Genomic DNA, 17443 nt, shown 5'->3' with positions numbered 1-17443 from the left:
AAGGCAGGATGCTTTTTTAACTAATTTTATTCATATTAGAACATCCAATTAATAGGTTCATCTCATTAAAACTTACTTACCTAAAATATTAGCATTCTAATAATTTGATGGTAATCTTTTAAATTATATGAAGCTAAAAAAGCTTATCATTTTATTTACCGTTTGCTGCAAACTAGCAACGGCTCAGGTTTCTGATGTTGGTTTAGGCTGGGCAGGTAATAGCGTAAATACCGTTGTATTCAGAAAGAACTCGGTTATCAGTCATAAAAATTGGCAATACACTTCTTATTATAATGATGCTGGTTATCTGGTTTTAGCTAAACGTAAACTTCATACCAACAAATGGGAAGTTAGGCAAAGCCAATATCGTGGAAACATAAAAGATGCACATAACAGTATCAGTATCATGATAGATGGGGATGGTTACTTACATGTCTCTTGGGATCAACACGCTAGTAAATTAAGATATGCTAGAAGCATAGCGCCAGGCGCTTTAGAACTTGGAGCAGAAATGGTTATGATTGGCCGTAATGAGCAAAAAGCTACTTACCCCGAGTTTTATGCTTTAAAAAATGGCGATTTACTTTTTCTTTACCGTGAGGGCGCTTCTGGGAAAGGTAATTTGGTTTTAAACCGATACTATACCAAAACAAAAAAATGGGAACGTGTTCATGATAATTTAATTGATGGACAAGGAAAAAGAAATGCCTATTGGCAAGCATGTATTGATAAAAGTGGGGTATTCCACATCAGTTGGGTATGGCGAGAGCAAAGTGATGTAGCTACCAATCATGATATGAGTTATGCGAAATCTTTAGACGAGGGTAAAACCTGGATTTCTGAAACAGGTAAAGCATATCCTACCCCTATGAACATAGAAAACACCGCACCCATTGTGTTGATACCGCAAAAAAGTGAGTTGATAAACTCCACATCTATGACAACCAGTCCAAGCGGTATGCCTTACATCGCCAGCTATTGGCGTTCGGTAAATTCTAATATTCCGCAATACCAAATTATCTATTACAATGGTGAAAAATGGCTGATAAAGCAGGTAGCAGAAAGGAAAATACCTTTTACTTTAAGCGGTGTAGGTACTAAAAGAATTCCTATTTCCAGACCTCAGATTGTAGTGAATAAAAAGCAAATAGCTTTGGTTTTTAGAGATGAAGAAAGAGGTAGCAAAATTTCTGTAGCCACCACCAAAGACATAGAAAAAGGAATATGGCAAGTGAAAGATGTCTCAGCCGAAAGTCAGGAACAATGGGAACCTTCTTATGATACCTCCTTATGGCAAAGAAAAAATAAACTTCAGCTATTTGTGCAGCAAACCGGGCAGGGCGATGGTGAAAAAACCGAGCATAAGCCGGCTCAAATGGTGAAGATTATCCAAGTAGATTTAAAATAATAGCTTATCAAGAACATGAAGAAAATAAGTGCCGTTTTAATAGGCTTATATTTAGTTTTTTTATCCTTTTCTGGTTTTGCTCAAACTTCTCAAAACCAAACCTTTATTGCAGGCGATAAAAGTTTCTTGCTTAACGGAAAACCTTATGTAATAAGGGCTGGCGAATTGCATTTTCCAAGAATCCCTAGAGAGTATTGGGATCAGCGGATTAAGCTTTGTAAAGCCATGGGTATGAATACCATTTGTATTTACCTGTTTTGGAATTTACATGAGCAAGAGCAAGATGTTTTTGATTTTAGCGGACAAAAAGATGTTGCAGCTTTTGTGAAGTTGGTTCAAGATAATGGGATGTATTGCATTGTTAGGCCAGGCCCTTATGCTTGTGCCGAGTGGGATATGGGCGGCCTACCTTGGTGGCTTTTAAAAAAGCAAGACATACAAGTACGCACTGCAAAAGATGCTTTCTTTATGCAAAGAACCGCTAAATATTTAAAAGAAGTAGCTAAGCAGTTGGCTCCTTTACAAATCCAAAATGGTGGAAACATTATTATGGTGCAGGTAGAAAATGAATTTGCTGCCTTTGGGAACGAGCAACCTTATATGGAAGCTGTAAGAGACGAGTTAAGAACAGCAGGTTTTGATAAAGTTCAACTATTTAGATGCGATTGGTCTTCAAATTTTAGTAAGTACGAGTTAGACGGCGTAGCCACCACCTTAAATTTTGGTGCAGGTTCTGATATTGATAAACAGTTTAAAACTTTTCAAGAGAAATATCCAAACTCGCCTTTAATGTGTAGCGAGTATTGGTCGGGTTGGTTTGACCACTGGGGTCGCCCGCATGAAACACGCTCAGTAGCTTCATTTATAGGTAGTTTAAAAGATATGTTAGATAGAAAAATATCTTTTAGCTTATACATGGCACACGGTGGAACTTCTTTTGGTCAGTGGGGAGGCGCAAACGCTCCGCCTTATTCTGCCATGGCAACTTCTTACGATTATAATGCGCCTATCGGCGAACAAGGAAATACCACAGAGAAGTTTTATGCTGTAAGAAATTTATTAAAAAATTACCTTCAGGAAGGCGAGACTTTAGGCGAAATTCCGCCAGCTATGCCCATTATAGAAATTCCTGAATTTAAGTTAAACCAAGCAGCTTCAATTTTTGATAATCTTCCCAAAGGCATCCCATCAAAAGAAATAAAACCTATGGAAATGTTTAACCAAGGTTGGGGCCGTATTTTATACAGAACTTATTTAAAGCCATCAGCTCACAAGCAAAAACTTTTAATTACCGAGTTGCATGATTGGGCTAATGTGTTTATTGACGGAAAATCTATTGGCAGATTAGACAGAAGAAGAGGCGATAATACCTTAGAAATACCAGCATTATCCAAAACTACCAGATTAGATATTTTAGTTGAAGCTACCGGAAGAGTAAATTATGGTAAAGCTATTATAGATAGAAAAGGCATCACAGAAAAGGTAGAAATCATCCATGGAAATGATAAAAAGATACTTACCAATTGGACGGTTTATAATTTTCCGGTAGATTATGAATTTCAAACCAAGGCTAATTTTAAAACGCAACAAATTCAAACTCCTGGGTGGTATAAAGGATATTTTGTAATAGATAAAGTAGGAGATACCTTTTTAGATGTAAGTACTTGGGGAAAAGGTATGCTTTGGGTAAACGGATACAATATGGGCAGGTTTTGGAAAATTGGTCCGCAACAAACGTTATTTATACCCGGTGCCTGGCTTAAAAAGGGTAAAAACGAAGTTATTATTTTAGATGTTGATAGTCCTAAAGAAACCAAATTGGCGGGTTTAAAAGAAGCTATTTTAGACCAACTAAACCCCGATGAGTCTTTGCTTCATCGTAAGAAAAACCAAAATTTAGATTTAGCAGCAGAAAAACCTATTGCCGTTGGAAGTTTTACAGCCGGTACAGGCTGGAAAGAAGTAAAGTTTGAGAAAACTATAAAAGCCAGACACCTATGTTTTGAGGCTTTAAATGCGCAACAAGAAAAAGATGTTTTAAGCTCTATTGCCGAGTTAGAACTTACAGGTGCAGATGGACAACCTTTATCAACCCTAAAATGGAAGGTAATTTATGCAGATTCTGAAGAAATTACTGCGGCTAACCATGCAGCAGATAAAGTTTACGACCAGCAAGAATCTACCTTTTGGCAAACACAGTCCGTTGGCGTAAAACCCAAACATCCGCACCAAATTGTGATAGATTTAGGAGAGTTAGTAGAAGTTAATAGCTTAAGATACCTTCCAAGATCTGATAAAAGCCAAAACGGTATGGTAAAAGATTATCGAATTTTTCTTAAACAAGAACCTTTTAAATTTTAAGTATGAGGAATGTGTTTTTTAGTTTATTGATGATATTTTCTGTAGGCTTATATGCTCAGAATTATGATTTGGAAAGTCCTGATAAAACTATAGCTATAAAAGTTTATTTAGAGCATGGACAAGCATATTACAAGGTTTTTAAAAATGGAGAACAATTACTTGAAGCATCGTCTTTAGGGTTGGTTTTAAAAGAAGCTAATCTAACCGAAGGGTTAATATTATCAAAGGTTTCTGCTGTTAAAGCAGTAAAAGAGCAATATCAATTACTAAATGGTAAAAGAGAACACAATGTTTATCAGGCAAACGAGAAAATATTTACGTTTACAAATAAACAACAAGTAGCTTTAGAAGTTGTATTTAGATTATCTAATGATGGTGTAGCCTTCCAATATCATATCCCTCAAATTCAAGGTTTTAAAACGGTGGCTGTACTTCAAGAATCAAGCTCTTTTAATTTCTTTAATGATGCTAAAGCTTGGTTGCAACCTATGTCTGTGGCTAAAACTGGATGGGAGAAAACCAATCCTTCTTATGAAGAGTACTATCAAAAAGAAATACCAGTAGCAACACCTTCTACTTTAGGTACAGGTTGGGTTTATCCTGCTTTGTTTAAATATAAAAAGTACTGGTTTTCTGTTACAGAAGCTGGGTTAGATACTAATTATTGCGCAACTCGTTTAAGTCATTTATCGCCGCAAGGCAATTATAGCGTTACTTTTCCCGATGAAAGAGAGAAATTTACGGGCAAAAATGTTTACCCAATCAGTAGCTTACCCTTAACTACACCTTGGCGAATTATTAGTTTAGGGAGTTTAAAAAACTTAGTAGAGTCATCCTTAGGGACAGATTTAGCAAAGCCAGCTGTTAAAAAGAATTTTGATTTTGTTAAGCCCGGCGTAGCATCTTGGAGTTGGGTTTTACTTAAAGATGATTCTACCGTTTACCATGTCCAAAAGCAGTTTATTGATTATGCTTCAGCAATGAAATGGGCTTATTGTTTAATTGATGCTGATTGGGATAGAAAAATTGGATACGATAAAATTGCTGAACTTGCTGCTTATGCTAAAACCAAAGATGTAGGACTTATTTTATGGTACAATTCTGCCGGAGACTGGAATACCGTAAAATACTCTCCTAAAGATAAATTGTTAAATAGAGAAGTAAGGCGAGCCGAGTTTAGCCGACTTCAACAAATGGGTATAAAAGGAGTAAAGGTTGATTTTTTTGGTGGTGATGGACAATCTATGATAAAATATTACTTTGATATTTTTGCTGATGCTGCCGATTATGGCTTAAGCGTAAACTGTCATGGCGCAACTTTACCCCGAGGATGGCAACGTACTTGGCCTAATTTAATGACCATGGAATCTATTAAAGGGATGGAATTTATCACTTTTGAACAAGTAAATGCTAACGAAGAGCCTTACCATGCTACTACCATTCCGTTTACCCGTAATCTATTTGATCCTATGGACTTTACACCCATGAGCTTATACAAAATACCAAATATAAAACGCGTTACAACAAGCGCATTTGAATTGGCTACAACGGTTGTTTTTCAATCGGGTATACAGCATTTAGCAGAAACACCAAAGGGGATGGCACAAATGCCAAGCTATGTAATAGATTTTCTAAAAAGCTTACCAGCAACTTTTATAGATACTAAGTTTATAGATGGTTATCCGGGTAAGTTTGTTGTTATGGCTAGAAAAGTAAAAGATAAATGGCTAATTGCCGGTTTAAATGCTGGTGATGATGATTTGCTTAAAACCATAGATTTATCTTTCATAAAAGGAAAAAATATGCGTTTGATAACAGATGGATCTACTTCTTTATTTGAGGAGAAACAACTAAAGTTTAGCAAGTTTTATGATATTAAAATAAAGCCTAAAGGCGGTTTTATTTTAGAAATTAAGCTGTAAAAAATGTCTTTTAATTATAAAAGGAAAGGGATTCTCTGATTAGAGAGAATCCCTTTCTTGTTTGCTAGGTTTTTGATAATTACCAACCCGGATTTTGTTGTTGTTGTTTTTCTTCTGGCGTTAAGGGTCTGCCATCTTTCTCGTTAACATCTAAGAAAGATTGAGGAATTGGTCTCAATAAAAACTTATCGCTTAGGTTTGGTGCTGCTTCTGGGTTAAAAGCCTTACCTCTGCTCACCAATGTTCTGGTTCTAGATAAATCTTCCCAACGATGAAATTCGCCCATCAATTCTCTTGATCTTTCATTTAACATGAAATGTACAAAACCATCTTTCTTGGTATTAACACCTGAAATATATAGCTCTTTGGCAGCCTCGGTAGTACCTGGTACAAAGGCATTTTCTGTAATTAGCATCGCATTTTTGGTAGAACCAGCTGCCGTATTTGGCAAGTTTTGCGCTCTAAAATAAACTGGGCTACGTGTTTCATTAGTATCGTAGCCGGCTCTTTCTCTTACCCTATTGATATAGATGACAGCATTTGCATAATCTTCTTTTCTGCCATACGCTTCTGCTACAATTAAATAGGTTTCGGCAATTCTGGCTATAATACCATCTCTAGTACCTAACTGGCTAGCAACTGATGTTCTAAAAGGGTCTAAATATTTTGATAAACTTGGGTACTGACTTAAGCTCCAATTGGTTTTTACTACCCCATTATCTAAATAATATCTTACATATAAAGATGGAGCAGAGCGGTTAATGGTTTGCAGTGTAAACCTTGTGTCGTTTGCTGCATTAACAATGTAAATAATAGATGTATCGCCAACTAAGAACTTTCTTTGGCCAACTTGTGCCGGAGTAGGGGCGTTTGCGGCACTCCAGCTTGGTAAAGTGTTAGCATTATTAGCTAAGTAAGAAGTTTTAAAACTTTTGTAAAACCTAGAATCGTTGGTTCTATCATAAATATCTAACGCATAATTGGTAGGTCTTAATCGCTGAAACTCTCTACCATTAATTAAATCTCTTGTCATACCCGGCAGGTTTTGGTAAACCGATAAAAAATGTAGGTGTGTTTGATTTCCGTACCTACCGGCTAAGGCATCATTATTATCAAATTGGGCAGCTAAAATAATCTCCGGATTAGTTTCATTTACATCATTTACTTTGGTGTATCTAAAAATATCTGCAAAATTTGTAGCTAAACGATGGGTAGAAGCTTCTATAACCTGTTTGCCATAAAATATGGCGCTGTCTAAATCTGTAGTTTTACTAAAAGCAGCATTTAATTCACTCGCTCTATACAAATAAGTCTTGGCCAAACAGTGTTGTGCTGCAGCTTTGGTAATTCTGCCCGTTTGTGCAGCTGTTGGCGGTAATAAATCAATAGCTTTTCTAAAATCTGTAATAATCTGCGCATAAACTTCTTCTGCACTAGCTCTAGAAAACTCGGTAAGTAAGCCCTCTGTTGGTGTTAATTTTAAAGGTACACCACCAAATTGCTTTACCAGTTTAAAATAATCAAAAGCCCTCATGAAATAACACTCGCCTAAACGCGTATTAGCTAATGTACCACCTTGCGGAAAAACCTGCGGAATTTTACTGATACCTGTATTTGCAGTATTGATGTTTGCATACATATTATTCCAAACAGCATTAATATCTTCTACCCTGGGGTCAAAAACGCTAGAATAGGTGTTCATATAAACTCGGTCTAAACCTCCACCATTGGTAAACTCATCTACACCATAATTGGTAGTAGTATAAGCCCATTCATAGTTAAAATGGAATCTTAAACCATCATACATACCGGTAACAAGTTTTTCAATTCCGTCTGGTGTGTTATAATAATCATTGGTTAAGGTAGCAACCAATTCTTCGTCTATAAATTTTTTGCAAGCAGGCATAGCTAAAACTGTACTTGCCAGCCCTGCTATAATTAAGTTTTTTATCTTTTTCATGATGATGTTTTTAAAATGAAGCATTAAGACCTAATACAAAAGTTCTAGAACTGATAGAACTGAAAATATCAGGGTCTATAAACCCGTTTTTAGTATATAAGAATGGATTTAATACTTGAGCATAGATGTTTAGATTGCTCATTTTTAAAGGCTGAATAGCTTTTTTAGGAAGATTATAGCCTAAAGAGATATTACGAACTTTAACAAAAGTACCATCCTGATAATTCATAGCAGAATAGAAAAGAGGCTGCCCTCCGTTACCAAAATCGGCTCTAGGGTATTCATTACTTGGGTTGTCTGGTGTCCAATAATTAACTTTTCTAGAGTTATAACGCCCTTGCAAATCAGATGCGCCACCCTCAATTAAAAAGCCACCACGGGCAATAACAAAGAAAGATAAATTCCAATTTTTGTAAGCTAGTGTATTGGTGATACCTCCATTCCAAGTTCCAAAACGGTTACCTAGAATTTGTCTGTCATTAATCGCATCAATTTTATAATCACCATTAACGTCTTCAACACGTATATCGCCTGGCTTAAAATTAGAACCATTGGCATTAAATTTTGCAAGTTCATCGGCATCAGAAGTTTGCCAAATTCCTATCTTTTTGTAATCATAAAAAATGTATGGATTTTCACCAATAAAAAGGTTTTGCCCTACATCATTAACTTTACCAAAAGCGGTTTCAACAACTTCTGCATTATTTAATGAAAGGTTAAGCGTAGTGTTCCATCTAAAATCTTTGCTATCAATATTTACAGTATTTACACTAAAATCTAAACCTTTACCACGGGTTTGGCCGGTGTTAAAGAAAATAGAAGTAAAGCCTGTTACTAAATTTACGGGGCGGTTAAATAGTAAATCGTTAGTAGTGGTTCTATAAAAATCTATACTTCCTGATATCCGATCTCTTAAAAATCCAAAATCAATACCCAAGTTTACTGATGTGGTTTTTTCCCAACTTAACTCTCTATTTGGCAAAGTGCCTGGGTTAGCCGCTTTAGGGTCTGATGGGATATAACCCGTAGAAACTTGAGTGCCAAAAACAATTGGCATTAAAATAATGGCTCCGGCTGTAGAGTAGGGGTCAACAGAAGAGTTTCCGGTTACCCCGATACCTAAACGAGGTTTTAATTGCGATATCCAATTGATGTTTTTGATGAAATTTTCTTGCTCCATTCGCCATGCAACAGATGCTGAGGGGAAGAAATCCCATTTATTACCTTCGGCTAAAACAGATGAGCCATCCCATCTGGCAGAAGCCGTTAAGATATATTTATCTGATAAGGAATAATTAACCCTTGCCATGTAAGATGATAAGGTGTATTTGCTGTAATTAGAGCCCCAGCCTTGTAATTTCCCTTGCGATGTTGAACCTAAATTATACCATAACTGACTGTTATAAGGTAAATCTATGGCAGACATATCAGAGCCCTCAATACGGTTAAAAGTAGAACTTTGTAATAAGGTTAAGCCTATTTTATGTTGCTTGTTGATGGTTTTATCATAATAAATAAGATTGTCTAATGTCCATGCAAAAGCTTGGTTTTGGCTTAATCTTGCAAAATTGGTAGATGTAGGGGCACCTCCACCTCGTAATAGAGATTGCTTGTCTTGAAACTGTCCGTTTCTGAAGTTTCTAAAATCTGGTCCGAAGTTGATTCTGTATTTGAAATCTTTTAAGAAATTTAGCTCGGCATATAGGCTACCTAAAGCTCTTAAACTTGTTCTTTCGTTAATCACAAATTTATCTTCTTGTATAGGGTTTACGATGTTGATGTCTGCTCCTGGATTGTAAATAAATTGCCCATTAGCATCGTATGGAACAGCAAAAGGCAACATACCAAGTGCAGCAGCATAAATACCGTTTGCGCCTCTGCTACCAGTACCCATAAAACCAAAGTTTTGTACGCTCCATGTTCCTGTGATAGAACCTCCTAAAATAAACCATGTAGTAGGTTTTAAATCAAAACTAGTTTTAAGGTTATATCTTTTATAATCTTGTCCGTTATTGGTGCCAACTTGGTCTAAATACCCGCCAGAAACATAAGCATTCATTTTTTCTGAACCCATACTTAGGCTTAAAGTATGGTCTTGGGTGATACCCGTTCCGCTTACATAATCTGTCCAATTGGTAGTAGGAATTAAATCGCCATTATAGATAGGTACTTGGGTTACACCCCACAAGGCTTGCTCTGCGGCTGTTGTAGGTCTTGTTTGTGCAATCAGGTTTTCCTTGTCTAGCCAAGTATAACCTCTTGCAATGTTTTCCCAAGCATTAGGGTCGTTCCCTAAAATACGTTTATCTTCTACTGGGTTTGGGTAAGGGGTAGAGTAGCCAGAACTAGGGTTGTTTGATAAGGCTCGGTAAGCATCTCTTCTATATTCTGCATATTCTCCGGCAGTAAAATTTTCATCTAGGTAATTGATGTTATCAAAATTGGTTATGACATTGTAATTAATTTTTGCTGTACCACTTTTACCTTTTTTTGTGGTAATCATTACTACGCCGTTAGCACCCCTAGAACCAAATATGGCGGTAGAGGCAGCATCTTTTAAAACATCAATAGTTTCAATATCATGTGGATTTATAGCGTCTATCCCACCTGCGGTAAGCGGTATTCCATCAACAACATATAAAGGGTCGTTTCCAGCCAATAAAGATCTGTTACCCCTTACTCTTATACTTCCCAATTCTCCGGGTCTGGCATTAGAAGTTACATCAACACCAGCTGCTCTTCCTTGTAAAGCTTGTATGGCATTTTGTACCGGTACTTCTTCAATTTGTTTGGATGATACTTGGGCAATAGCTCCGGTAGCTTCTTTTTTAGTTACTGTACCATAACCTACAACTACCACTTCAGTTAATTTTTCGGTATTGGTTTCTAGCTGAATTTGTAAGCTGCTAGTAGCTTGTGTAACTAAAATTTCTTTGGTTGTATATCCTAATGATTTTACAACCAATGTTTCACCTGCATTAGCAGAAATCTTAAAGTTTCCATCAATATCCGTTAGTGTTGTGTTTTTTCCGTTTTTAACAGATATATAAACACCAGGAATACCTAAGCCGGCATTATCTTTTACTTGGCCACTAATACTCTGTTGGGCAAATGTTTTGAGGCTTAAAGTAATAAGGATAAAGAGTAGGAAAACACCTTGCAAATACCTGCAAAGCGGCGAATAGAGTTTAATTTTCATAGTGAAATAATTTGGTTAACAAAAGGTTATAATCAATTCAGAAAAAATAAACCAAGCCGAATAGATACAGATGTAAAGAATTATTAAAAGGTATTATTGGCTAAAATGAATGATGTTTTTCTAGATTGATATTTGCTAAACTATAGATACCTATAAAGAAGCGCAACCTGCGGTGTCCTGAACTTTATTTTGTACAAGATGCTACAGGATGCTGTAAATAATATTATCTTTTATCTTTCAAACACCAATTATAACCAACAAATGAAAAATCTTGTACGTTATTTGCTAACGGTAGCTATCCTGTTTGTTTTATGTGATAGTGAAGCCCAGATTATAGAAAAAGAAAAGTTAGAACTTTGGTATAAAGAGCCAGCAAAAGATTGGAATGAAGCTCTGCCTATTGGTAATGGTAGATTAGGAGCTATGATATTTGGGCATCCATCTAAAGAATTGATACAATTAAATGAAGCCACACTTTGGACAGGTGGTCCGGTAGATTTAAATCCTAACCCCAACGCTTTTCCTTATTTAGCACAAGTACGTTCAGCTTTGTTTGCCGATAGTGTGCCAAAAGCAATTTCTTTATTGAAGAAAATGCAGGGGCCAAATACCAATATGTATCAGCCTTTGGGCGATATACTCATCCATCAAGAAATAAATAAAGAAGTAAAAAACTATAAACGAACTTTAAATATAGAGAAAGCACTAGCCACCACAACTTTTCAGCTTGATGGAGTTACCTATACAAGAGAAATGTTTTCTTCTTTTCCAGACCAAGTGATGGTTTTACGTATACATAGTGATAAAGCTAAAATGCTGAATTTTAGTGTATCTAATTCTCATCTGTTACAACATAAAAGCTTTGTTAATAAACAAAACGAATTGGTATTACAAGGTAAAGCAAGAATAGAAAGTGATGAACGCAGAAATCTTAAACCAATAGTTTTTAATGATGATGATGCTTGTAAAGGAATGCGTTTTGAGTGGCGAGTTAAAATCCTAAAAAACGATGGTATAATCAGCTCTAAAGATAGTACACTTACTTTTAAAAATGCTACAGAAGTAGTTCTAATCATAGCAGCACAAACCTCTTTTAACGGGATAGATAAATGCCCAGATAAAGATGGTAAAGATGAAAAACAAGCTGTAACTAATGATATTCATAGAGTGGCAAAAAAAAGCTACCAAACTTTGCTAAAAGTGCATCAGCAAGATTATCAATCTTATTTTAATAGGTTGTCCTTATCACTAAAAGGAGAATCTCAGCCTGATTTTGATACCAAACAACGCTTAGCGCTTTATAAAAGCGGAAAGAAAGATATAGGATTAGAGATTTTATATTATCAGTTTGGTAGATACCTATTAATTTCTAGCTCTAGAGCTGGCAGTCCGCCTGCAAATTTGCAGGGAATTTGGAATCATTTATTAAGACCATCATGGCGCAGTAATTACACTACCAATATCAATCTGCAAATGAATTATTGGCCTGCAGAAATAACTAACCTGTCTGAACTTACAAAGCCATTAATAAATCATATTGGCTTAATGGCAAAAAACGGAACAGCAACAGCGCAAAATTATTATAAAATGAAAGGCTGGGTGCTACACCATAATTCTGATTTATGGGCTCAAACTAATCCGGTAGGTGAAGGTGGTGGCGACCCTAAATGGGCCAACTGGTCATTAGGTAGCCCCTGGTTATCACAGCATCTATTTGAGCATTATCAGTTCACCAAAGATAAAGAATACTTAAAAAGTGTGGCTTATCCATTAATGAAAACAGCAGCTGCTTTTTGTGAGGATTGGCTGGTAGAGTATAAAGGAGAGTTAGTAACAGCGCCCTCAACATCACCAGAAAATGTTTACCTGCATCCAGCTGGTTATAAAGGGGCAGTAACTATTGCATCAGCAATGGATATACAAATCATTTGGGATTTATTTACCAATGTTATTGATGCTGCAAAAGTTTTAAAGACTGATGAAGAGCTTATTAAAAGACTAGAGCAAAAGAAAGCTCTTCTACATCCATTACAAATTGGTAAAAAGGGTAATTTAATGGAGTGGTACGGCGATTGGGAGGATGAAGACCCTCAACACAGACATGTTTCACATTTGTTTGGATTGCATCCCGGTAGGCAAATATCTCCTTTATTAGCAAGTAAATATGCCGATGCTGCAAAACAAACTTTAAATGTAAGAGGAGATGGTGGGACAGGATGGAGTAAAGCTTGGAAAATAAATTTTTGGGCAAGGTTGCTAGACGGAGATCATGCTTATTTACTTTATCAAGAGCTATTAAAAAACTCAACCCTTAATAATCTTTTTGATACACATCCGCCATTCCAAATAGATGGAAATTTTGGGGCAACCTCTGGCATAACCGAGATGCTTTTGCAAAGTCATTTACAATATGTGCAATTACTGCCTGCCTTACCAAATGCTTGGCCTGTTGGAGAAGTAAAAGGGCTTGTGGCCAGAGGAAATTTTGTTATCAATATGTCTTGGCAACAAAAGGAATTGGTAAAAGCAGAAATATTATCTCGCAAAGGCGAAGATTGCAATGTTTTAAGTTTGGTTCCCTTAAAACTAAAGGAAACAGGCCAGTTTAGTAAGCAAATTATCATCAACAATAAAACCTATCATCAACTAAATTTTAAAACCCAAAGCAACCAATTATACACCCTAACAAAAATATGAGGATTCTAAGTTCTTTACTTTTAGCTATTGCCATTTCAGTGAATTTACAGGCACAGCCAGCCGCCAGACCTAGTTATAAATTTGATTTTGGCAAAGCCGATTTAGGTGCAGACTATAAAAATGTTAAACAAGGCGATGAATATACCAAAGCATCAGTTTTTGGTTTTGATTTAGAAACTCAGCCTGTTTTTAGCGAGGTAAAAAAGGGTAATTATGATATAGTTTCATCAGACAAAGTTTTTTATTTCTCGGTAAATTTACCAGAAGGTAACTATGAAGTAAAAGTGCTTTTAGCAAACCCTCATGGTGATGCACTTAGTACCGTAAAAGCAGAGTCTAGAAGGCTGATGCTAAAAGATGTTAAAATCCCGAAAGGGAAATATAAGTATGAAAGCTTTATTGTAAACATCAAAGACAGAAACATAACGCCAGACAAAAAAGTAGCTTTAAAAGAAAGAGAGCTTACTAAATTAGATTGGGATGATAAATTAACCCTCGAGTTTAACGGTAAAACCTATTTAGCCGCTTTAGAAATCACTCCGGTTGATGATCAAATAACTGTTTACTTGGCAGGAAATTCAACGGTGGTTAATCAAGATACCGAGCCTTGGGCTTCCTGGGGGCAGATGATACCTTACTTCTTTAAACCCGGTGTTGCTATTGCTAACCATGCCGAGTCTGGCTTAACTTTAGGAAGTTTTTTAGGCTCAAAACGTTTAGAAAAAGTTTTAAGTGTTATTAAACCCGGAGATTATCTATTTATAGAGTTTGGACATAATGACCAAAAAGATAAAGGTATTGATGATGGTGCTTATAAATCTTATACAGAACGTTTGAAGTTATTTGTAAACAGTGCCCGAAGTAAAAATGCCATACCTATTATTGTTACTTCTACCAGTAGGAGGGCTTTTAATAAAGAAGGTAAAGTGGTAGAAACTTTAGGTGATTTTCCTAACGCAGCCAGAAAAGTAGCTGGAGATTTAAATGTCCCTTTGATAGATCTTAATAAAGAAACAAAAATATTGTACGAAGCATTAGGAGAAGAACAATCAAAAAAGGCTTTGGTACACTATGCTGCAAATACTTATCCAGGGCAAACCCAAGCCATTGCAGATAATACACACTTTAGTACTTACGGTGCTTTTCAGATTGCCAAAATCATTGTTCAAGCAATTAAGAAACAAGATATAAACTTAAAGAAGTATATCAGGAATTTTAAAAATTACCATCCTAGCAAACCAGATCATCCCGATAGCTGGAATTGGCCTTTAAGCTTGAGGAATGATTTAGTTAGGCCAGACGGTAATTAAAGGGTTATTTTTATCTAATAATCATGTTTTTTAATTCGTTTGCCTGTCTTGCAGGATACTACAGGTTGCGGGTGTTTTTTTATTCATCTACCTTAGATGATAACCAATAGCAGTAGCTATGATACTGTTATAAAAACCAAATAGTAACCTAAAAAAAGCCAAACATGATGAAACTTTACTTTAGCCAAAGTAAGCCTTATTTAAGTGTACATTATTTAAAACATTTTAATGTATGATACACTAAGTATTGGTTTGTAAACCTTTTATAATTCTTTTTTACAAGAATCCACTTTATATTTTTTTAGATATACCCGATTATGTTAACATCAATTAAACGTGTTATCCTTTTGGTTGTTGCCGCCAATTTAATATTGTTAGGCTGCCAAAAAGATAAATTTGACGAGTACTATGGAAGACCGGATTCCTTAGCAGATCCTATCTACCAGCAATTAGTTGCTAGAGGTAATTTTACCAGTTTTACCAAACTTATTGATAAAGCATCTTACAAAGATATTTTATCCAAAGCAGGTTACTGGACAATTTTTGCACCTAACGATGAAGCTTTCCAACTATTTTTTCAAGAAAATGGTATCGCTAATGCAGATGCTGTTTCTAAAGAGTTGGCAGAGAAAATTGTAAAATATGCTTTGGTATTTAATGCTTTTAAAACTGATAGAATTTCTGATTATCAATCAAATATCGGTTGGGTGCCAAATGCGGCTTACAAGAGAAGAACAGCTTACTACGACGGTTTTTATAAAGAAATTGTTAATGGGCAAGAAAGGGTTGTGTTTTCTTCTAATAGAAATAATACAGTAGGTGGTACAGGTACACCTTACTATGTGGATGGTGATAACAACAATAAGTATCTTCCCTATTTTCACGAAAAATACATGACCGCTGCGGGCTTAACAGCTGCAGATTATAATTATTTCTATCCAAACCAAACATATACAGGTTTTAATGTAGGTGCTGGTTCTGTTAAAACAGCCGATATTATTGCCGAAAACGGTATCATACATGAAGTAACCTCTGTAAATGTTCCTTTACCAAGTATAGATCAATACTTAGCAAGTAAGCCAGAGTATAGCCTATTCAAATCTATATTAGATAAATATTTAGTAACCTATCAAAGAAACGAACTAGCAACAAGGAGATACAGAATTTTAACTGGAAGTACAGAAGATGTTTTTATAAAAGTTTATAATCCGGCATTAGCATTTTCACCTAATAATGAGAACTTCCTTAAAGCTATGGATAATGATGGACAGGCAGATGGATATAGCATATTTGTACCTACCAATGCGGTTTTACAAGATTTTATCAATAATGTTGTTTTAGAGCATTATTCATCTTTAGATGCGCTTCCAACCTATATTTTAACAGACTTGATTAACGCCCACATGTGGCAAAATACAGTATGGCCAAGTAAGTTTAATGCAAGTATCAATCTTTTAGAAGAAGAAGCCAGATTTAATCCTAACACCAATATTGTAGATAAAAAAGTATTGAGTAATGGTATTTTCTATGGTACAAACAAAGTACAAGAAGCTAATACTTTTTACTCTGTTTACAGTGCTCCATATTTGAATCCGGCTTATACTTTAATGACAAGAGCTCTTAACGAAGAGTATAAAAGAATCATCAACAACTTAAGAATAAGATTTACATTATTCATGATGTCTGATCAGGTTCTAAAAGCAAAAGGATTTGATTTTGACGGTACCAGAAACGAGTGGGTTTATGTATCGCCTACAACAGGAGCAAGGGTTTCTGGTCCGGCGGCAAGAACAAGATTACAAAGAATATTATATAATCATATTGTTGCTACACCTAATAACGAGTTAAATAACTTATCAGGTTCTGGAATTATTAGAACCGGAGACAGAGATATCCCAGGTGAATACATTAAGTGGAATAATAATACTGTATTTGCTGCAGGTAATGAAGATTTAGGTAATGTGGTAAACATTACTGGTTTTGAAGATACTAGAAACGGTAGAGTTTATTATACAGATAATTTACTAGAGTTTAGCGAAAGAGCCATAGGTTTAGAATTAGCAGCTTTAGCAGCCCCTACAACTTCAGAATTTAAAAGATTTTTTGATTACTTAAATAACTCTCCATTATACAACCGTACCACAGGTGTTATTAACGGAGTAGCGTTGGGTACTTCTTATACTTTATTAGTACCAAATAATGCTGCCATAGCCGCGGCTGTTACAGCAGGCTTATTACCAGCTAGTGTAACGCCTGCAACTGGTGTTGATATAGAAAAAGTATCTTCCTTTATCAGATACCATATTCTGGTTAGAAATACGGTAGCACCAGATGGTAACCAAAATATAACTTCTACAGAAACCCTTTACAAAAACGTAAACGATGAGGTTGTAACCGTAAGAATCAATAATCAGTTAAATAATCTTTCTTTTTCTGGTCAAAACAACAACCGTACGGCAAGGGTCATCAATGGGCCAAGTAATAACCTTGCAGACAGAGCTTTAATTCATTTAGTTGATAATTATCTTGATTATAGATAGAAATGAGAAATATAATAAATAGTTATTTTTTAAGGACAGTAGCAAT

Annotated in this window: 8 protein-coding genes; 6 read left to right on the top strand and 2 right to left on the bottom strand. The window is 35.7% G+C overall.

What is annotated here, in order from left to right; all coding sequences use genetic code 11:
* Positions 1-127 precede the first annotated feature (127 nt).
* The 3 genes from GJJ64_RS06395 to GJJ64_RS06385 are packed head-to-tail and all read left to right on the top strand — an operon-like array spanning position 128 to position 5691.
* On the top strand, positions 128-1408 hold the full coding sequence (locus tag GJJ64_RS06395; protein ID WP_154286846.1) for a BNR repeat-containing protein: 1281 nt from the start codon (positions 128-130) through the stop codon (positions 1406-1408).
* Between the two features lie 15 nt (positions 1409-1423).
* Positions 1424-3769 carry a beta-galactosidase gene (locus GJJ64_RS06390; protein WP_154286845.1) on the top strand — a complete coding sequence of 782 codons (2346 nt, stop codon included), beginning with the start codon at positions 1424-1426 and terminating at the stop codon, positions 3767-3769.
* Between the two features lie 2 nt (positions 3770-3771).
* Entirely contained in the window at positions 3772-5691 is a 1920-nt protein-coding gene (locus tag GJJ64_RS06385; RefSeq protein WP_154286844.1) for a glycoside hydrolase family 97 protein, read from the top strand.
* A 79-nt stretch (positions 5692-5770) separates the two neighbouring features.
* Here the strand turns inward: GJJ64_RS06385 and GJJ64_RS06380 are convergent, their stop codons facing one another.
* Both GJJ64_RS06380 and GJJ64_RS06375 read right to left on the bottom strand, forming a co-directional pair.
* Complete coding sequence (locus GJJ64_RS06380; RefSeq protein ID WP_154286843.1) at positions 5771-7651, bottom strand: RagB/SusD family nutrient uptake outer membrane protein; 1881 nt, start codon at positions 7649-7651, stop codon at positions 5771-5773.
* 10 nt (positions 7652-7661) lie between these two features.
* Complete coding sequence (locus GJJ64_RS06375) at positions 7662-10850, bottom strand: SusC/RagA family TonB-linked outer membrane protein (protein ID WP_154286842.1); 3189 nt, start codon at positions 10848-10850, stop codon at positions 7662-7664.
* 261 nt (positions 10851-11111) lie between these two features.
* On the opposite strand from GJJ64_RS06375, the gene GJJ64_RS06370 reads away from it, so the two are divergent.
* The 3 genes from GJJ64_RS06370 (at position 11112) to GJJ64_RS06360 (ending at position 17397) form a co-directional block, all read left to right on the top strand.
* Complete coding sequence (locus tag GJJ64_RS06370; protein WP_154286841.1) at positions 11112-13547, top strand: glycoside hydrolase family 95 protein; 2436 nt, start codon at positions 11112-11114, stop codon at positions 13545-13547.
* On the top strand, positions 13544-14857 hold the full coding sequence (locus tag GJJ64_RS06365) for a rhamnogalacturonan acetylesterase (RefSeq protein WP_154286840.1): 1314 nt from the start codon (positions 13544-13546) through the stop codon (positions 14855-14857). Before GJJ64_RS06370 ends, GJJ64_RS06365 begins: the two co-directional genes overlap by 4 nt.
* Positions 14858-15174: 317 nt before the next feature.
* Entirely contained in the window at positions 15175-17397 is a 2223-nt protein-coding gene (locus GJJ64_RS06360) for a fasciclin domain-containing protein (RefSeq protein WP_154286839.1), read from the top strand.
* The last annotated feature ends 46 nt before the right edge of the window (positions 17398-17443 follow it).

This window comes from Pedobacter puniceum (genome assembly GCF_009674685.1).
GTDB lineage: Bacteria > Bacteroidota > Bacteroidia > Sphingobacteriales > Sphingobacteriaceae > Pseudopedobacter > Pseudopedobacter puniceum.
Note: the sequence above shows the minus strand (reverse complement) of the source record. Positions and strands in the feature narration are given on the sequence as shown.